This is a genomic window from Sporolactobacillus terrae, from assembly GCF_019930545.1.
Classification (GTDB): Bacteria; Bacillota; Bacilli; order Bacillales; family Sporolactobacillaceae; genus Sporolactobacillus; species Sporolactobacillus terrae.
Window position 1 is genome coordinate 1,763,298 of record NZ_CP082837.1, and the last position, 15,956, is coordinate 1,779,253.

Annotated in this window: 12 protein-coding genes, 1 riboswitch and 1 other annotated feature; of the genes, 5 read left to right on the forward strand and 7 right to left on the reverse strand. The window is 45.1% G+C overall.

All coding sequences use genetic code 11. The features are described 5' to 3' along the window. Positions 1-394: 394 nt before the first annotated feature. The gene (gene leuS / locus K7399_RS08385) at positions 395-2,818 is read right to left on the reverse strand and encodes a leucine--tRNA ligase (RefSeq protein WP_028982718.1); all 2,424 of its coding nucleotides are present in this window, start codon (positions 2,816-2,818) and stop codon (positions 395-397) included. A gap of 83 nt (positions 2,819-2,901) precedes the next feature. Then, positions 2,902-3,138: a binding site (T-box leader), on the reverse strand. Positions 3,139-3,344: 206 nt separating this feature from the next. Here leuS and mnmL point away from each other — a divergent pair. After that, the gene (gene mnmL / locus K7399_RS08390; RefSeq protein ID WP_028976382.1) at positions 3,345-4,313 is read left to right on the forward strand and encodes a tRNA modification radical SAM protein MnmL/YtqA; all 969 of its coding nucleotides are present in this window, start codon (positions 3,345-3,347) and stop codon (positions 4,311-4,313) included. Here mnmL and K7399_RS08395 read toward each other — a convergent pair. Then, on the reverse strand, positions 4,310-5,377 hold the full coding sequence (locus K7399_RS08395; RefSeq protein ID WP_028976383.1) for a tetraprenyl-beta-curcumene synthase family protein: 1,068 nt from the start codon (positions 5,375-5,377) through the stop codon (positions 4,310-4,312). The genes mnmL and K7399_RS08395 overlap by 4 nt on opposite strands. Before the next feature lie 155 nt (positions 5,378-5,532). Continuing rightward, positions 5,533-6,753 carry a methionine adenosyltransferase gene (gene metK / locus K7399_RS08400; protein ID WP_028976384.1) on the reverse strand — a complete coding sequence of 407 codons (1,221 nt, stop codon included), beginning with the start codon at positions 6,751-6,753 and terminating at the stop codon, positions 5,533-5,535. Positions 6,754-6,883: 130 nt separating this feature from the next. Beyond that, positions 6,884-7,002: riboswitch (SAM riboswitch) on the reverse strand. A 215-nt stretch (positions 7,003-7,217) separates the two neighbouring features. Between metK and pckA the strand changes: the two genes are divergently transcribed. After that, on the forward strand, positions 7,218-8,804 hold the full coding sequence (pckA, locus tag K7399_RS08405; protein WP_028976385.1) for a phosphoenolpyruvate carboxykinase (ATP): 1,587 nt from the start codon (positions 7,218-7,220) through the stop codon (positions 8,802-8,804). A gap of 138 nt (positions 8,805-8,942) precedes the next feature. On the opposite strand, the gene ytkD is transcribed toward pckA, so the two are convergent. The 4 genes from ytkD to K7399_RS08425 all read right to left on the reverse strand — a co-directional run bounded on the left by ytkD (position 8,943) and on the right by K7399_RS08425 (position 11,692). After that, the gene (gene ytkD / locus K7399_RS08410) at positions 8,943-9,437 is read right to left on the reverse strand and encodes an RNA deprotection pyrophosphohydrolase (RefSeq protein WP_028976386.1); all 495 of its coding nucleotides are present in this window, start codon (positions 9,435-9,437) and stop codon (positions 8,943-8,945) included. Positions 9,438-9,530: 93 nt separating this feature from the next. Then, positions 9,531-9,794, reverse strand: coding sequence for a Fur-regulated basic protein FbpA (fbpA, locus tag K7399_RS08415; protein WP_028976387.1), 264 nt, complete (start codon positions 9,792-9,794; stop codon positions 9,531-9,533). Between the two features lie 261 nt (positions 9,795-10,055). After that, a complete protein-coding gene (gene tagH, locus K7399_RS08420) occupies positions 10,056-10,850 on the reverse strand; it encodes a teichoic acids export ABC transporter ATP-binding subunit TagH (protein ID WP_028976388.1) in 795 nt (264 codons plus the stop codon). A 14-nt stretch (positions 10,851-10,864) separates the two neighbouring features. Next, the gene (locus K7399_RS08425; RefSeq protein ID WP_028976389.1) at positions 10,865-11,692 is read right to left on the reverse strand and encodes an ABC transporter permease; all 828 of its coding nucleotides are present in this window, start codon (positions 11,690-11,692) and stop codon (positions 10,865-10,867) included. Between the two features lie 412 nt (positions 11,693-12,104). Between K7399_RS08425 and K7399_RS08430 the strand changes: the two genes are divergently transcribed. Genes K7399_RS08430 through K7399_RS08440 form a run of 3 tightly spaced genes read left to right on the forward strand, consistent with a single transcriptional unit; the run spans position 12,105 to position 15,879 of the window. Continuing rightward, positions 12,105-13,622 (forward strand): spore germination protein, encoded by a 1,518-nt coding sequence (locus tag K7399_RS08430; protein WP_028976391.1) that lies wholly within the window; start codon positions 12,105-12,107, stop codon positions 13,620-13,622. 32 nt (positions 13,623-13,654) lie between these two features. Continuing rightward, entirely contained in the window at positions 13,655-14,767 is a 1,113-nt protein-coding gene (locus K7399_RS08435; protein WP_028976392.1) for a GerAB/ArcD/ProY family transporter, read from the forward strand. Then, on the forward strand, positions 14,764-15,879 hold the full coding sequence (locus tag K7399_RS08440) for a Ger(x)C family spore germination protein (RefSeq protein WP_028976393.1): 1,116 nt from the start codon (positions 14,764-14,766) through the stop codon (positions 15,877-15,879). The genes K7399_RS08435 and K7399_RS08440 overlap by 4 nt, the downstream gene beginning before the upstream one ends. The last annotated feature ends 77 nt before the right edge of the window (positions 15,880-15,956 follow it).

A 15,956-nucleotide genomic window follows, 5' to 3' on the forward strand; every position in this document is an offset into this window, starting at 1 on the left:
CAACGCTCCTAATCTTCAATTGGGCGCACGGCCCACAACTCTTTGTATTTTACCACAATATAACGATTGTACAGCATGGCTTCAACAGGGTCGTACGTTATTTGTAACATTTTGTCGAAAAAAAGGGACACCCTCCTTGCCATGACAAATCGTATTGGTCATGTGCGGTGTTCGCTCGTAACATTGTCTAAATCCTATTGCGGTTGTCTCATTGCCTATCCGGGCTAAGTCGATCCTTTATCAGCGGCTGATTTATCCACCTTGAGCTTGAGCAACACTTCAGCTGATCGCTGTCCCACTAGCATCTCACATATCCTTCTCTTTATCTGCAAAAAAAACCGCTCCTATGCGTTCGCACAGAAAGCGGTTTTTATGCAGGCCTTTCCCTTTTTGGTTATTTTGCAACGATATTGACCAATTTATCTGGTACAGCAATCACTTTTTTCACGGATTTGCCCTCGAGACGTTCTTTAATCCGTTCGTCATTCAATGCAATTTCTTGAAGACGTTCACGCGCAATCCCTTTATCAACTTGGAACCGTGTACGGATCTTTCCGTTCACCTGAACGATGATCTCAACTTTATCTTCGACCAATTTTTTCACATCGAACGACGGCCACGATGATGTTTCAATCGACTCTTCATGACCAAGCAGCGACCAAATCTCTTCACTGATGTGGGGTGCGATCGGTGAAAGCAGCTTGATAAATCCTTCTGCCATCGATGCAGGAATCGTCTCTTGTTTGTACGCTTCGTTAATGAAGGTCATCAATTGCGCAATGCCGGTATTGAAGTGCATGATTTCATAGTCTTCCGTTACCTTTTTCACGGTCTGATGGTACACTTTCTCAAAAGCCTCGTCGGTTGAACCATTTTGCGTGATCTGATCAGCCAAACCACCCTCTGGGCTCACAAACAGTCTCCAGATACGATCAAGAAAACGGCGCGCACCGTCAATCCCTTTTTCAGACCAAGCAACGGCAGCATCAATCGGTCCCATGAACATTTCATAAAGACGCAGCGTGTCTGCGCCATGCGAGCCTACAATTTCATCTGGATTTACAACATTCCCTTTGGATTTACTCATCTTTTCATGATTGCCGCCAAGAATCATTCCTTGGTTGACCAGCTTCTGGAACGGTTCTTTTGTCGGAACAACGCCAAGATCATAAAGTGCTTTATGCCAGAAGCGCGCATACAGCAAGTGCAGGACGGCATGTTCTGCACCGCCGACGTACAGATCAACCGACATCCACCGTTTCAACTTTTCTGGATCCGCAAGTTTCTCGGAATTATGCGGATCGATATAGCGAAGGAAGTACCAGCTGCTGCCTGCCCATTGAGGCATCGTATTGGTTTCACGGCGTCCTTTCATCCCGGTTTCCGGATCAACGACATTTATCCATTCTGTGTCATTTGCAAGCGGTGATTCACCCGTTCCGGATGGCTGGATGTTTTCAGTTTTCGGCAGACGAAGCGGCAGTTCTTCTTCCGGAACCGCTTTGAGCGATCCGTCCTCCATATGAATGATCGGGATGGGTTCGCCCCAATAACGCTGACGGCTGAACAGCCAGTCACGCAGACGATACGTAATTTTACGATTTCCGACTTTATGTGCTTCAAGCCAATCGATCATTTTCGTAATCGCTTCTTTTTTGCCTAATCCATTGAGAAATTCCGAATGAACATGCTTACCCTCACCGGTGTATGCTTCTTTCGACAGATCGCCGCCGGCAACCACTTCAATGATCGGCAGGTGGAATTTGGTTGCGAATTCATAGTCGCGGTCGTCATGACCAGGAACTGCCATAATTGCACCGGAGCCGTACGTGATCAGAACGTAATCGGCGATCCAGATCGGCACTTTTTTACCATTGACCGGGTTAATCGCATACGCACCGGTAAAAGCACCTGTTTTTGTTTTTGCAAGATCGGTACGTTCAAGATCGCTCTTAGCGGCCACTTCTGCGCGGTAGCGATCAATGCTTTCCTTTTGTTCCGGAGTGACAATTTTGTCAACGAGTTTGTGTTCGGGAGCAAGAACCATATAGGTCGCGCCAAACAGCGTATCCGGACGAGTGGTAAAGACGGTTACTTTTTCATCACCATGACCATCAATTTGGAATTGAACCTCTGCACCTTCAGAACGCCCGATCCAGTTGCGCTGCATTTCTTTAATGCTCTCCGGCCAATCCAAATCTTCAAGGTCACTAAGCAGACGATCCGCGTAAGCGGTGATCTTAAGCATCCACTGCTTCATCGGCTTGCGGACAACCGGAAAGCCGCCGCGTTCACTTTTTCCATCAATGACCTCTTCATTTGCAAGTACCGTTCCAAGTGCCGGACACCAATTTACCGGTACTTCGGCAATGTAGGCGAGTCCTTTTTTGTAAAGCTGCAGAAAGATCCATTGCGTCCATCGATAATACTGCGGATCTGTCGTATTGATTTCACGATTCCAGTCGTACGAGAACCCGAGTGATTTAATCTGCCTCTTGAATGTAGCAATATTTTTCTTGGTGAATTCGCCAGGATCGTTGCCCGTATCAAGCGCATATTGTTCGGCCGGAAGTCCGAAGGCATCCCAACCCATCGGATGCAGCACTTCAAAGCCTTGCATCCGTTTCATCCGTGCCATAATATCCGTTGCTGTATACCCTTCCGGATGACCGACATGCAGTCCCTTTCCTGATGGATAAGGAAACATATCCAAAACATAATATTTCGGTTTATCCGATGCATCATCTGTACGAAACGTTTGATGCTCATCCCAGAATTTTTGCCATTTTGCTTCAATTTTTCGGTGATCAAATGCCATTGCCATGGCGATTTCCTCCTTTTTAATCCTGCATCGTCAAAATAGATTGTGAAATACAGAAAAACCTCTCGCCCCAACAGTTTGTCAGGGACGAGAGGTTGATGACTTGTTTTATTCCCGCGGTACCACCCAGATTAGCATGAGACTTCAGCCGTCATCACGCTCGCTTAATCCCTGTAACGCGGGCTGCGTCGGGATACCCAATGATGGGCAGTCCCGCACCTCCGAAGCGAGTTCGTCTGCTTACCGTATCGGCTCACACCAAGCGCCGACTCTCTGAAAACCGCTCACAGGCTACTTTTCTTCATCATCAGTAGTCGTTCATTTTAGGTTGTGTATTTATTTTATTGATATTGCAATCAGATGTCAACTCAGGTCGGAAAAAAGTTGATCTTTGAAGTTGTTTTAATGGAATCACTGAGAAAAGTGATGGGATTCTGCAGACAGGCGCAGTCGGTGTAACGGCTTTATGTTTCAGCGAATGTTTGCTAGAATGTGCCATAGGTTAGTGAAGGGAGTACGTGAAATGGCGGAACAAAAATGGCCGGCTCATTATGGGCCGGATAAAAGGTACTATACATGGAATACCTATTTAAGGGACAAGTTCGGAAGCAAAGTATTTAAAGTGCCGCTTGACGGAGGATTCGACTGCCCGAATCGCGACGGAAAAGTTGCCTGGGGCGGCTGTACCTTTTGCAGTCAAAAAGGTTCGGGTGATTTTGCAGGGAACCGCAAGGACAGTCTCGCCACTCAGTTCAAAACCATTAAAGAACAAATGAAAACAAAATGGCCGCATGCCGACAAATACATCGGCTATTTTCAAGCCTTCACAAATACTTATGCACCGATTGACGTGCTTCGTGAAAGTTACGAAACGGTTTTGGAACAAGAAGGCGTTGTCGGCTTGTCGATCGCCACTCGCCCCGACTGTCTGCCTGACGATGTGGTCGCCTACCTTGCCGAATTAAACGCGCGCACATTCTTGTGGCTGGAACTGGGCCTGCAAACCGTTCACGACGAAACCGGACGTCTAATCAACCGTGCACATGATTATGACTGCTTTGTCGAAGGCGTTGCGAAACTGCGCAAACACAACATTCCCGTTTGTGTTCATATCATTGACGGATTGCCAAGGGAAACACCGGCGATGATGCTTGAGACCGCGAAAGCTGTGGCAAAGCTTGACGTTCAAGGCATCAAGATCCATCTGCTTCACCTTCTGAAAAAAACGGCAATGGTCAAGCAATACGAAAAAGGCATGCTCCAATTTCTCGATTTCAATACATATGTTCAGCTTGTTTGCGACCAGTTGGAAATCCTGCCCGCAAATATGATCATTCATCGTTTGACCGGAGATGGGCCGGCAGACTTAATGATCGGTCCGATGTGGAGTCTGAACAAATGGGAAGTTCTCGATGCCATCGACGACGAATTAAAACGACGCGACAGTTGGCAAGGTAAATTTGCCGAAATACCACTGCAAAATCAGGATTAAATACTTTGCCTGATTCTACGGTACAGCCATCCGTTAACAAAGAAAAACAAACCGCTGCCACCCGATTTGCGAATCAATTTGCGAGCTAGAACGCGTACATTGCGCTGTTTGGCAACCTTGCGATCGGCGAGGTAAATACCAAGCAGCCCGCGGTTGATCATCTTGTGGAAGTTCTTGTCCGGCATCGTGTCAATCGCTGCATCTGCTTCCTCGATAAAATGTTTTAAACGATCCATCATCGCTTGATCATTCGGATAATAGAAGCAAAAATTCAGATCGCCTTCGATCCGATCCTCTTCTTGATCGACAAAATAATCCATTAAAATATGAAGGCCTTGAACCCAAGGAAAATAGCTGTCCTTGATCTTTCCGACAAGCAGCCTCATTTCATCACCGCGTGCCGCTGCATAGGAAACAATGCAAAAAATCCCCAAAGTTGATCCGGAACACGCAGCAAATTCATACCAGCTCATCTCAGGCAGATGAGCTTTATTTTTTTGAAACCATTCCATCAGCCTAGGTACGCGCTGATCGCGAACGACATGCTTATGGACTTGCAGATCACAATAAAAACCAGCAAGTTCATGGAGTGCCGGTTGAATGATCTTCAGTGTGGTCAGTTCCGACAGTACCTTCTGACAGGTTTGAACTAACGCTTCCAAATAGCCTCCATCCTGCTGCTGGCTGCGGCAGCGATAATAATTTTCAGGCCTCGCGTCCGGCGTCAAGGCATGCAGCATCGACCGGTGTAAACAGCGAAAATCTTCAGGGTCAAGTGACGTGCTGCGATCGCATAGATTGTCCAAATAATCACTAATCGTTTGATAAGCGACGATAAATGCAATAACCTCTTTTCGCCTGTCTTCAGCAATTAAGCTATAGATTGCACCACCTTCACAATGGAAGGTCTTGGATTCAATACTGGACAGTGCCTGTTTGCGCAGTTCCGGGTCAGGAATTTTGGATGCCTTTTCCTTCCACCTTTTTAGTTCACGATGGACCTCAGGAAGCACTTTTGTGTAGATTTCTGCCATCAATTTCAATGGCCGTGATGGTACCGTCATCAACATCCCTCCAATAAATACATGCGGAGCATTGTTCGTGCTGCCGATCACATATCTATCAATTATTATAGCAAACGATAAATCAATCTATGCGGGTTCAAAAACAAAAAGCTTTTCACACCCAGAGGTATGAAAAGCAATAGAACAAAGATCAATTATTGGTTCTGTTCGCTCGCTTGGATTTGCTGTTTCAGAATTTCAGCCTTGTCCGTATTTTCCCAAGGAAGCTCGATATCGGTACGACCAAAATGCCCGTACGCCGCCGTTTGTCGATAAATTGGCCGACGCAAGTCAAGCATTTCAATAATGCCTGCTGGACGAAGATCAAAATTACGGCGAATTAATTGAACGAGCTGCTCTTCAGTTGCTTTTCCGGTGCCAAATGTGTCAACTGAGATGGACACCGGCTCTGCAACGCCAATCGCATAGGCAATTTGAATCTCGCATTTTTCAGCCAGGCCTGCTGCAACAATATTTTTTGCGACATACCTAGCGGCGTAAGAAGCCGAGCGATCTACTTTGGTTGCATCTTTTCCAGAGAATGCACCACCGCCGTGCCGTGCATAGCCGCCGTACGTATCGACAATGATTTTACGCCCGGTTAAACCGGCATCTCCCTGAGGTCCGCCAATGACAAAACGTCCCGTTGGGTTGATGAAAAATTTCGTTCGATCATCAATTAACCCGGTTGGGACGGTTGGGTCAATCACATGACGATGCAAATCGTTCTTTATTTGTTCTTCTGTCGCTTCCGGATCGTGCTGAGCAGAAATAACGATCGTATCGATGCGCTCCGGATGCCCCTCTTCATCATACTCAACGGTAACCTGTGTTTTGCCGTCCGGACGAAGATAGCCAATCGTGCCATCTTTGCGAACATCGGATAGACGTTTCGCCAGCTTGTGAGCGAGCGCAATCGGAAGCGGCATCAATTCAGGGGTTTCGTTAACCGCAAAGCCGAACATTAACCCTTGATCACCGGCACCAATTGCTTCGATCTGATCCTCAGTCATCGTTCCTTCTCGTGCTTCAAGCGCTTGATTCACGCCTTGAGCAATATCCGCGGACTGTTCCTCAATCGAGGTCAGAATCGCGCAGTTTGATGCGTCGAAACCATATTTCGCGTTTGTATAGCCAATTTCCTGGATAGTATGGCGGACCACTTTTGGAATATCAACATAAGTTGATGTAGATATTTCACCCGTTACAAGAACCAGCCCAGTATTGACAACGGTTTCGCAGGCAACCCGCGCATTTGGATCGCCTTTCAGCAATTCATCAAGAATTGCGTCGGATATTTGATCGCAGATTTTATCCGGATGACCTTCCGTTACCGATTCGGAAGTAAATAATCGTCTTGAATACTTTTTTGTCACAGTACTTCACCCTGCCTTTCAAACATTATATACAAAATGGTGTCAACGGTACCCGATCCCTCTGCTTTTGTTTTCAAGGCATGAAAAAAGCCTACTCCAATTAAAGGATAGGCCGATTCTTATCGCGCGCCTCTTATTATCAGAATAAAGAGAAGATCTTCCTCGTTATTCTGCAGGTTAGCACCGTGCCGTATTCGACCGGTTGCCGGGCTTCATCGGGCCTGTCCCTCTGCCTACTCGGAATAAGAGCAGCCGTATTTGATACCTATCATAACTTAGGGAATTAAAACTGTCAACGCATTTTGAAAAGCAAAAAAGTGAAATTAAACCTAAGAATCCGCTCGATTTATGTCCTTAGATTTGTCTTGCGGAATACGGAGGGAGTCGTTAGAATAAAAGTATAGCCTAATCACTATAATGTGTGATACAAAGACGACGATCTTGTCAAAGGAAGGAATGTTAAAATGAATGATGCGTCTTTAGAAAATCCTGTCGCTAAATTGCTCCATACTGGGCAGATGCATGTTAATTTGCCCGTTCCTGAATTGATTGAACATGCGCTTCGAAAAAATGAAGGGGTATTATTAACCAACGGTGCACTTGCCGTATCGACCGGAAAATACACGGGCAGATCACCAAAAGACCGCTTTATTGTCAGTGACGACCAAACACAGGAACGAGTCGATTGGCAACGTAATCAGCAGATAAATGAAACCGCTTTCACAAAACTGCGTCATAAGCTTGCCGATTATTTAAACACACGCGAAGAAAGCTATGTTTTTCGCGGTTTTATTGGCGCTGCGCACAAGCACCGTCTGGCAATCCAAGTTGTCAATGAGTATGCTTGGCAGAACCTGTTCAGCCGGCAATTGTTTATCGAGCCGTCTGAAGAAGAGTTGGAGAGCCATCATCCGGATTTCACCATCCTTTCAGCTCCGGGATTTAAAGCCGATCCTGCAGTTGACGGCACGCGCTCCGAAGCATTTATTATTCTCTCAATGAAGCACCGTACCATCCTCATCGGGGGCACCGAGTATGCCGGTGAGATCAAAAAATCACTCTTCACCGTCATGAACTTCCTGCTTCCGCAAAAAGGAATTCTGCCGATGCACTGTTCCGCCAATCAAGGACAAAACGGAAAATCGGCACTGTTCTTCGGCTTATCCGGTACCGGAAAAACGACCTTATCCAACGCATCAGGAAGACCATTAATCGGTGACGATGAGCACGGCTGGTCAAGTGAAGGAATCTTCAATTTTGAAGGCGGCTGTTATGCAAAAGCCATTCGTCTGTCGCCTAAAAAAGAACCGCAAATCTACAACAGTATCAAATTTGGTACCGTACTTGAAAATGTCGCCTTTTCCGATAAAAGTCGGCTGCCCGATTACGCTTCTGCGCAGCGGACCGAGAATACACGTGCCGCTTTTTCCTTGCAAAACGTTGCCGGTGCGAAACACCCCAGTGTCGGTGGACATCCGTCAGCGATCATTTTTCTGACCGCCGATGCATTCGGTGTGCTTCCGCCGGTCAGCATTCTTTCTCCCGAACAGGCCATGTATTATTTTCTATCCGGTTATACAAGCAAACTGGCAGGTACCGAACGGGGCGTAACCGCTCCAGAAAAAACATTTTCAACCTGTTTCGGTGCCCCTTTCATGCCGCTTCCAGCGCCTTGTTACGCGGATCTTCTGGGTCAGCTGATGCACAAGCATAATGTAAGCGCTTATCTAATCAATACCGGTTGGACCGGTGGACCGTACGGGATCGGCAAACGCATCCGCCTTTCCGATACACGAACAATCGTTCAGTCTGCTTTAGATGGGCAACTGAACAATGTCGCCTGTTTAACTGATCCGATCTTTCAACTGCGGATCCCAACAACTTGTCCCGGAATTTCCAATCCCATCCTGCTTCCTTGGAAAACATGGGCGAACCAAACCGATTATCGACAAGCCGCAAATCAGTTGGCACATGCTTTTCATGCGAACTTTAAACAATTTGCCGCACAAACGTCCGAACGGATTCGCTGCGCCGGTCCGGCATTGCGGTGATATTGCCTGCTTGACTGAAACGGAGCAGCAGTCTCATCCCCTTATATCGCTTCATCTTCTTACAGGAATCATTTAAAAAGCAGGCGTCTCACAGTCCAAGCGGACTTTGGGGCGCCTGCTTTATCCATTGAAACCGCTTCACACAGTCACTGGAAGCCATTCTTTTTGCCGTACGGCGTTTAACGCATCAATGAAAACCCGATCTTTCATGATGAAACTAAATTGTTTCTCGTCTTTGATCGAATTCGGAAATGAGCGGATCAATTTCGGCCCATCCGTTTCCAGATAGTCCTTTTTGAATTCCATCCGATCAATTTCAGCAAAATAGATATTTTTAATGATCCGTTCTGCTTGCTGTTCAACTTGATATTGACCGATAAAAAAGAGTTTCGCCACATGAGCGCCTGTCTCTTCAAAAACCTCCCGCCGCGCGGCTTCTTCCGGCCGCTCTCCAGGATCGACCTTTCCTCCTGGAAATTCCAACCCACGTTTTGAATGTCTTGTCAACAGCCACTGGTGATTAAAGCGGCAAACCACCCATACATGTCTGGGATCCTTTGAAAAGGGTTCTGCTAAAAATGCCAGTGTCACTTTATTTCCATAAAAATCAGGAAAGATACGTTGTTTGCCCACCTGGCAGTCACCTCCGTATCACCCTCTGTCCTTGCAGGTGATACCCCCTATTCTATCAAAAAAGTCACATGGCCTCTAAATGAAATTCCGAACTCAACCAATCTCTTTGTGCATGCTCCTCTGATAATTGCTCCATTCGCGCTCCAGTTCAGACAGTGTCCATGCGTTGAGACGCTCTGTATCCGGCACAGCTGAATGATCCCTTAAAGCTTGAATCAACTGTTTTTTTCGATTTTCGACGGCTCTTCTCAGTTGGTTAACATGCATCATCAACGGACTCGCTTTCGGAAAACGGTTACATTTGTTTGCTGAAAGCGATCCTTCCTCCTTCCTTTTCTTATCGATTTTTGTGGTCACTCTTCCCGATTCCAGTATGCACCGAAGGCGTATTTTTAATCGCTAGTATACAATAAAAGCGCTTACATTGATACTATTTAGCCTAGGCATCCGCTCATTTTTCCTACATTGTGCGGGTTTATTTATTTTTTTAACAGGAAATAGGTTTATTTACCAATGAAAGCGGCAATAATAAGAATAACCCTAACCCCAATTCACTTTTTGATTTGTCCGCATCGTCATTGCGGATATTTTTCTGCAAAAAAAAAGCGCTGCTCGCGCTCAAGCTTGTACCATTCTTTTTTCTTCAACTTCTTTTTTAAACTGCTGTTTCTCCGCTTTGCTCATTTTTTTGTACTTGTTAATAAATGCTTCATAGTTCGGCATGACCTCAGACATTAACCCATATTGCTCAACATGTCCATATTGAACCCAAAGTGCTTTCTCGCAAAACTTCTTCATTTGACCAATGGAGTGGCTAATAAAGAAAATGGTTTTTCCGCGTGACTTAAATTCATTCATCTTATCCAAGCATTTATCGGCGAAGGTGCGATCCCCAACCGACAGTGCTTCGTCGATGACCAGTATGTCGGGATCGATATGAATGGAGATCGCAAACCCGAGCCGCGAGCGCATCCCGCTGGAGTACGTTTTTACTGGCTGGTCAATAAAATCACCGATATCAGCAAAGTCAATAATTTGCGGCGTTAAGGCGATGATTTCTTTTTTATTAAACCCAAGCATTAAACACTTGAGTTCAATGTTCTCACGGCCGGTCAGCTCATTTTTCAATCCGGATTGAATGGCGATCAACGACGCCTCGCCATTTACCTGTACCGTGCCGCTCGTCGGTGGAATAATACCTGAAATAATATTAGATAAGGTCGATTTTCCCGACCCATTGACACCAATGATGCCGATAACATCGCCTTTTTCCGCTTCAAAACTAATATCATGCAGCGCATAGAAGGATTTTCCGTAACTTTTCGGCAAAATCAAATCCAATAGTTTTTCGGAGTTTTTTGTGTACATTTTATATTTTTTTGATACATTTTTTACAATCACTGATTTTTCCATGAGTTGAGATCTCCTTATAAATAATCAACAAAATGATCTCTAAATTTAAGATGAATAAATGAACCAAACATCAACACAATGAGAATGAAGCACCAGAAATATACAGTATAGGCACTATGATTAACGGCATACCAGGAGGTTCCCAAAATAGAGGCCCGATAACCTTGAATTAAATAGTACATGGGATTCAGAAGCAGAACCTGCCGTAAAATTGAGGGTACCTTCTCAAGATACGCTTGCTCCCAAAGAATCGGTGTCAAATAAAACATCATTCGCATCACTGAAATTAAAATTTGATGAACGTCGCGTACAATTGTTGATAGTGTCGATGTAATTAATGACACTGAGAACAAAAACATGATAGCGCCGAACATAAAATAGGGCAATTGGATCAGGTACAGACTGGCTTTGAATGCAGTAAACTGCATGATCACTAAAATAATTCCAGTTAAAAACAGGTGCTGATACAATTTTTCAAAAATGACATAGCTCGGAATTGCACTCATCGGAAAGTTCATTTTAGCAATAAAACGAATCCGCGTGTAAATGGATCTTGATCCTTGAATGATTGCCGGCTGCAGAAAAAACCAAAGAAAAATCCCTGAGATCAGCCATGTAATATAGTGTGCATGTTTTCCATTTTCAAGAAGCACATCGCCTCGTCCACTGATGTAGCCAAAAACAAGCCAGTATACAAAGATCTGAATCATTGGATTGATTATGATCCATGCCATCCCTAAATAATTGTTGCTATTTTCGCTTTTTAATTCGTACAGAGACAAACGCCTGATTAAGTACAGGTTTTTTATTTGTTCCTGAATAACTTTCCATGCTGATTTCATAACAAAATCCTTCCACTCGTCACCAATTTACATTTCTCCTTCCATACTTTAACACAGCTCTTTTAAAAAAGAAAACGACAGTTTTTTTAGAAAGGCACAGCCAATCGCCTTAAAAGATTGGAATAATACGATCGTTCTCGGGAAAACTAACCCCACATGTGAATGACGAACGACAAAGGAAGGTTCTTATGTATACGCTGCTCTATACATCCTATTTTGGTCTGCTGTTCATTTTCTTACTTTTCGTCGGTTTTCGTATTTCGATGGGTGCGACAGTCTTGCTTTATCTGTTGATCTGTTTTCCTTGCTTAATGCCTTTCATAATCCTGATTCTCGATCAACGGCATGATGAACACAAAAAAGCAAAGCAGATGGAACGGGATGCAAATTAACATGAAACGAGGGGTTATTCGTGTTTTGGAAAAACAGTAAAAAAAAGAATGACCAAGGTCCGGCACAGCCCTCAAAAAGCATGGCTGACTTACTGATTCAGCTTGAAACCAATCCTGATTTCAATCATTTCTGTCATAACAGCAAAACGCTTACCTGTTGGATTTCATTCATTAACACAGTGGTCGATTTAGAGTACATCCACAGAGACTTGCTGCCTGCGCTTTATTCTGAACGCGTGCAGCGCATGAAAGACATTGCTCAGGTCGTTCCCGTTGATAAATTAATCGAGACAAGGGATTTATCCGTCATTCAGACAAGTCTGCTTGACGGTTGTTTAATGATTCAGCCGTCGAAGCGTTCGCAACACGTCTATCTTATTCCCTGCCCAAAAAAACAGGCGCGACAAGTCGAGCAGACGGAAATCGAAACCAGCATTGTCGGTGCGCACGACGCTTTTGTTGAATCGCTGGAAACCAATATCAATTTGATTCGTTCGCGCATTCCGATTCCTCAATTTAAAGTCGAGGAACACCGCATTGGCAAACTGTCGCGAACGCGCATCTCCATTCTCTATATTGAAGGACTCGCGAATAAGGCTAATCTGAATACGACTAAGCAAAGAATCACCGATTTGGAAACCGTCAGCGTAATCAATGCCAACATGCTTGCTTTAATGATTGCCGACAATAGTTGGTCTTTTTTTCCTCAATTCATCGATACTGAGCGTCCCGATCGTGTCAGCGGCGCCCTTTACGAAGGAAAAATTGCCGTGCTCGTGGATGGTTCTCCGAGTGCACTGATTCTACCAAGTACAATTGTTGAGTTTTTTTCAACCATCGACGACTATTCATTGACCTGGCCGATCGCATCCTTATATCGGCTGCTGCGCTTGTTTGCCGTTGCCTTTTCCGTCATTTCTTCATCGCTGTACGTTGCTGTGCTGACCTACCACTATCAATTAGTACCCAAAGATTTACTGGCAACTTTAATCGTTTCGCGCAGTTCCGTTCCATATGATCCGATCATTGAAGTGCTGCTGCTTGAAGTCATGATTGAACTGCTTCGCGAAGCAGGCGCACGCCTGCCGACAAAGGTTGGCCAAACCATCGGTATCGTAGGCGGTATTGTCATCGGTACCGCTTCCGTTCAAGCCGGTGTAACAAGTAATATTCTGTTAATTATTATCGCGATGTCGGCACTGGCTGCCTTTATCACACCAAACTATCGGATGGCAACAACGATCCGGTTCATGCGCTTTCCATTTATTTTTGCTGCGCAAGTGTTCGGTCTGCTCGGTGTCGGTCTTTGTTTTATGTTTTTCGTCTGCCACCTGTTGAAACTGACCTCGCTTGGCCGACCGTTTATTGAACCCATCTACCCCATGCGCGTGACAGATTTGAAGGACAGCTTCATCCGTTTGCCAACCAGCGCGCAAGGACAACGTCCGATGTTTCTGCGCACCGCGGATAAAAATCGTGTGAATCTGCAGCGGACAACGCAGAAGAAGGGCAAACCAAAGCCGGATATTGATGAATAATTGCCTTTTCAAAATGGAGGATCTGACGCTCTATGAATGATAAGATAAAACCTGCACATCAAGTTGGTCCTGTTTCTGCCTTTTTTATTCCGCAGACCATGCAGATTGGAATCGGCTATCTCTCGTTCCAGCACGTCGTAACCAAGTACAGCCAGCAAGACGCATGGCTCGCAGCGCTTATCAGTGGTGCGATTATTCTTGGCATTCTTTGGGTTGTTCTGCGCCTTCTGGAGAATGAGCGTCAATTCGGTATGCCCGACCTTTTTTCGATCCATTCCCGTATTTTCGGAAGACGAATCGGAACCTTCCTTAATCTCTTCACCGTGACGCATATTCTTCTCTTCACTATCATGTTTTTACGTAGTTACGTCGAAATTGTACACGTGTGGGTTTTTCCGCAAATGTCAACGTTTCTATTTTCGCTTATCTTTTGTTCCATTGTCTGGTATATTGTCAGCGGAGGGATTCGAACGATCACCGGCGTTTGTCTGCTCAGTTTCATCTATTTGATGCCGTTGAGTATCCTGACCCTCTTTATTGTTCCCCATGCTCAGTTTGCAAATTTACAACCGTTTTTTGACCACTCACCGGTAACGCTGCTGAAATCCTGTTATAAACTCACGCATGAATATTTGGGATTTGAATTGCTGCTTTATATCTATCCGTTTATCAGCCATCCGCGTGAAGCACGTAAATGGGCGTTTCGCAGTGTACTGACAACCATTTATTTTTATACAACAGCGCTCATTCTTGCGATTGTTTATTTCAGTCAAGGCGAGATGCAGAACACGATTTGGCCGACGGTCACTTATTGGAAAGGTGTCCGCTTTCCTCTTGTTGAACACATCGATATCATTGCGATCGTCCTCTTACTATGGAGTCTTGTCCCTAATATCTGCTTATGCAGCTGGATTATCGCTCGCGCTGTAAAATTCACTGTACCGAAGATTAAAATGAAATATTCGCTGATCGTTATTCTCGCTTTAATTATTGCAGGGACAACGATGATCCATAGCGGACTCCAAGTGAAGAAGATAAACGATGTGTATGCAACGTACGGTGCGCTGATTATCTATATCTATCTTCCAATTCTCTTGTTTTGTCAGTGGATTAAGAAAAAATGTGGAAGGGGAGCTGCATCATGAAACAAAAGGCAGTCCTTATCGCGCCCTTGATCGCTTTACTCCTTCTGTCCGGATGTTTGCCAACGAGCATCCTCGACGATGTTCTGCTTGTTGAAGCAGAGGGGATTGACTATCTTGGGAATGAGAAAGTGATGGGAACCATTACCATGCCGAACTATGTTGAAAATCCAAACCCTGGAAGCGGCGGCGCCGGACTGCCGACGACCGCATCGATGCTGCGTCATCTTAGCGGAGTGACCTACGACGGCAAATCGCTTGTCGACCGTTTTCAACAATCCGGACAAATGCCCATTCGCGTTGGCAAAATACGGCTTATGCTGGTTAACACGGCCATGGCAAAAAAAGGTTTGTACAAACAAATTGATTTAAGAAATCGCGATCCTGACTCACCACGCGATATGAATTTTGCGGTTGTAGAAGGCAGCTGCCGGAAATTACTGACGTCTGCGGACTATCAAACACAAATTCCGGTTGCCCGTTATATTCAAGATATGATTGAGCAAAACACGGAGCAAAATTATCCGGAAAGTACAATGGAGTCCTTCATGTACGCCTATTATGGCGACTATATGGACCCGTTTCTTCCTATAATTCGTAAGCAAGGTGACCATATTGCCATGCACGGACTCGCTTTATTTAAGAATGACAAATATGTTATGCGCCTTAGCGAGAATAGAGTGTTCACGTTTAAAATGCTCTTTCAAAAATTTAACCAAGGCGTCTATGACTATGAATTTGCCCCGAACAAACACATTGCTTTTAAAAACGTTCATACTGATGTGAACTATAAAGTTAAAAACGGAAACAGCGCTGCGCCCGACATCTACGCATCGGTGAACGTCAGCGCGCAAGTGCGCCAGTCTTATCCGAAAACGCTTAGCAAAACAACCGGTCCGGGTATGGAAAAAAAGCTAAACAAACACATGGCTAAAGAGGCCGTTCAGCTCGTTCGCCGTTTTCAAAGGAAGCAAATCGATCCGCTTCAACTCGGGCAGCATGTGCGCAGCTACACACGCAACTTTGATGGAAAGTCATGGCCGGAACGCTACCCGAACGCTCGTTTCCACTGCAAAGTCGACGTAACCATTAGACAGACGGGAATTTCGGAGTAATTATCAGCCCTATTTAGAAATAAGCAGCAGCATCAAGCCTATGTGTAAAATGTTTCTCGGGGGATAAATTTGATGTG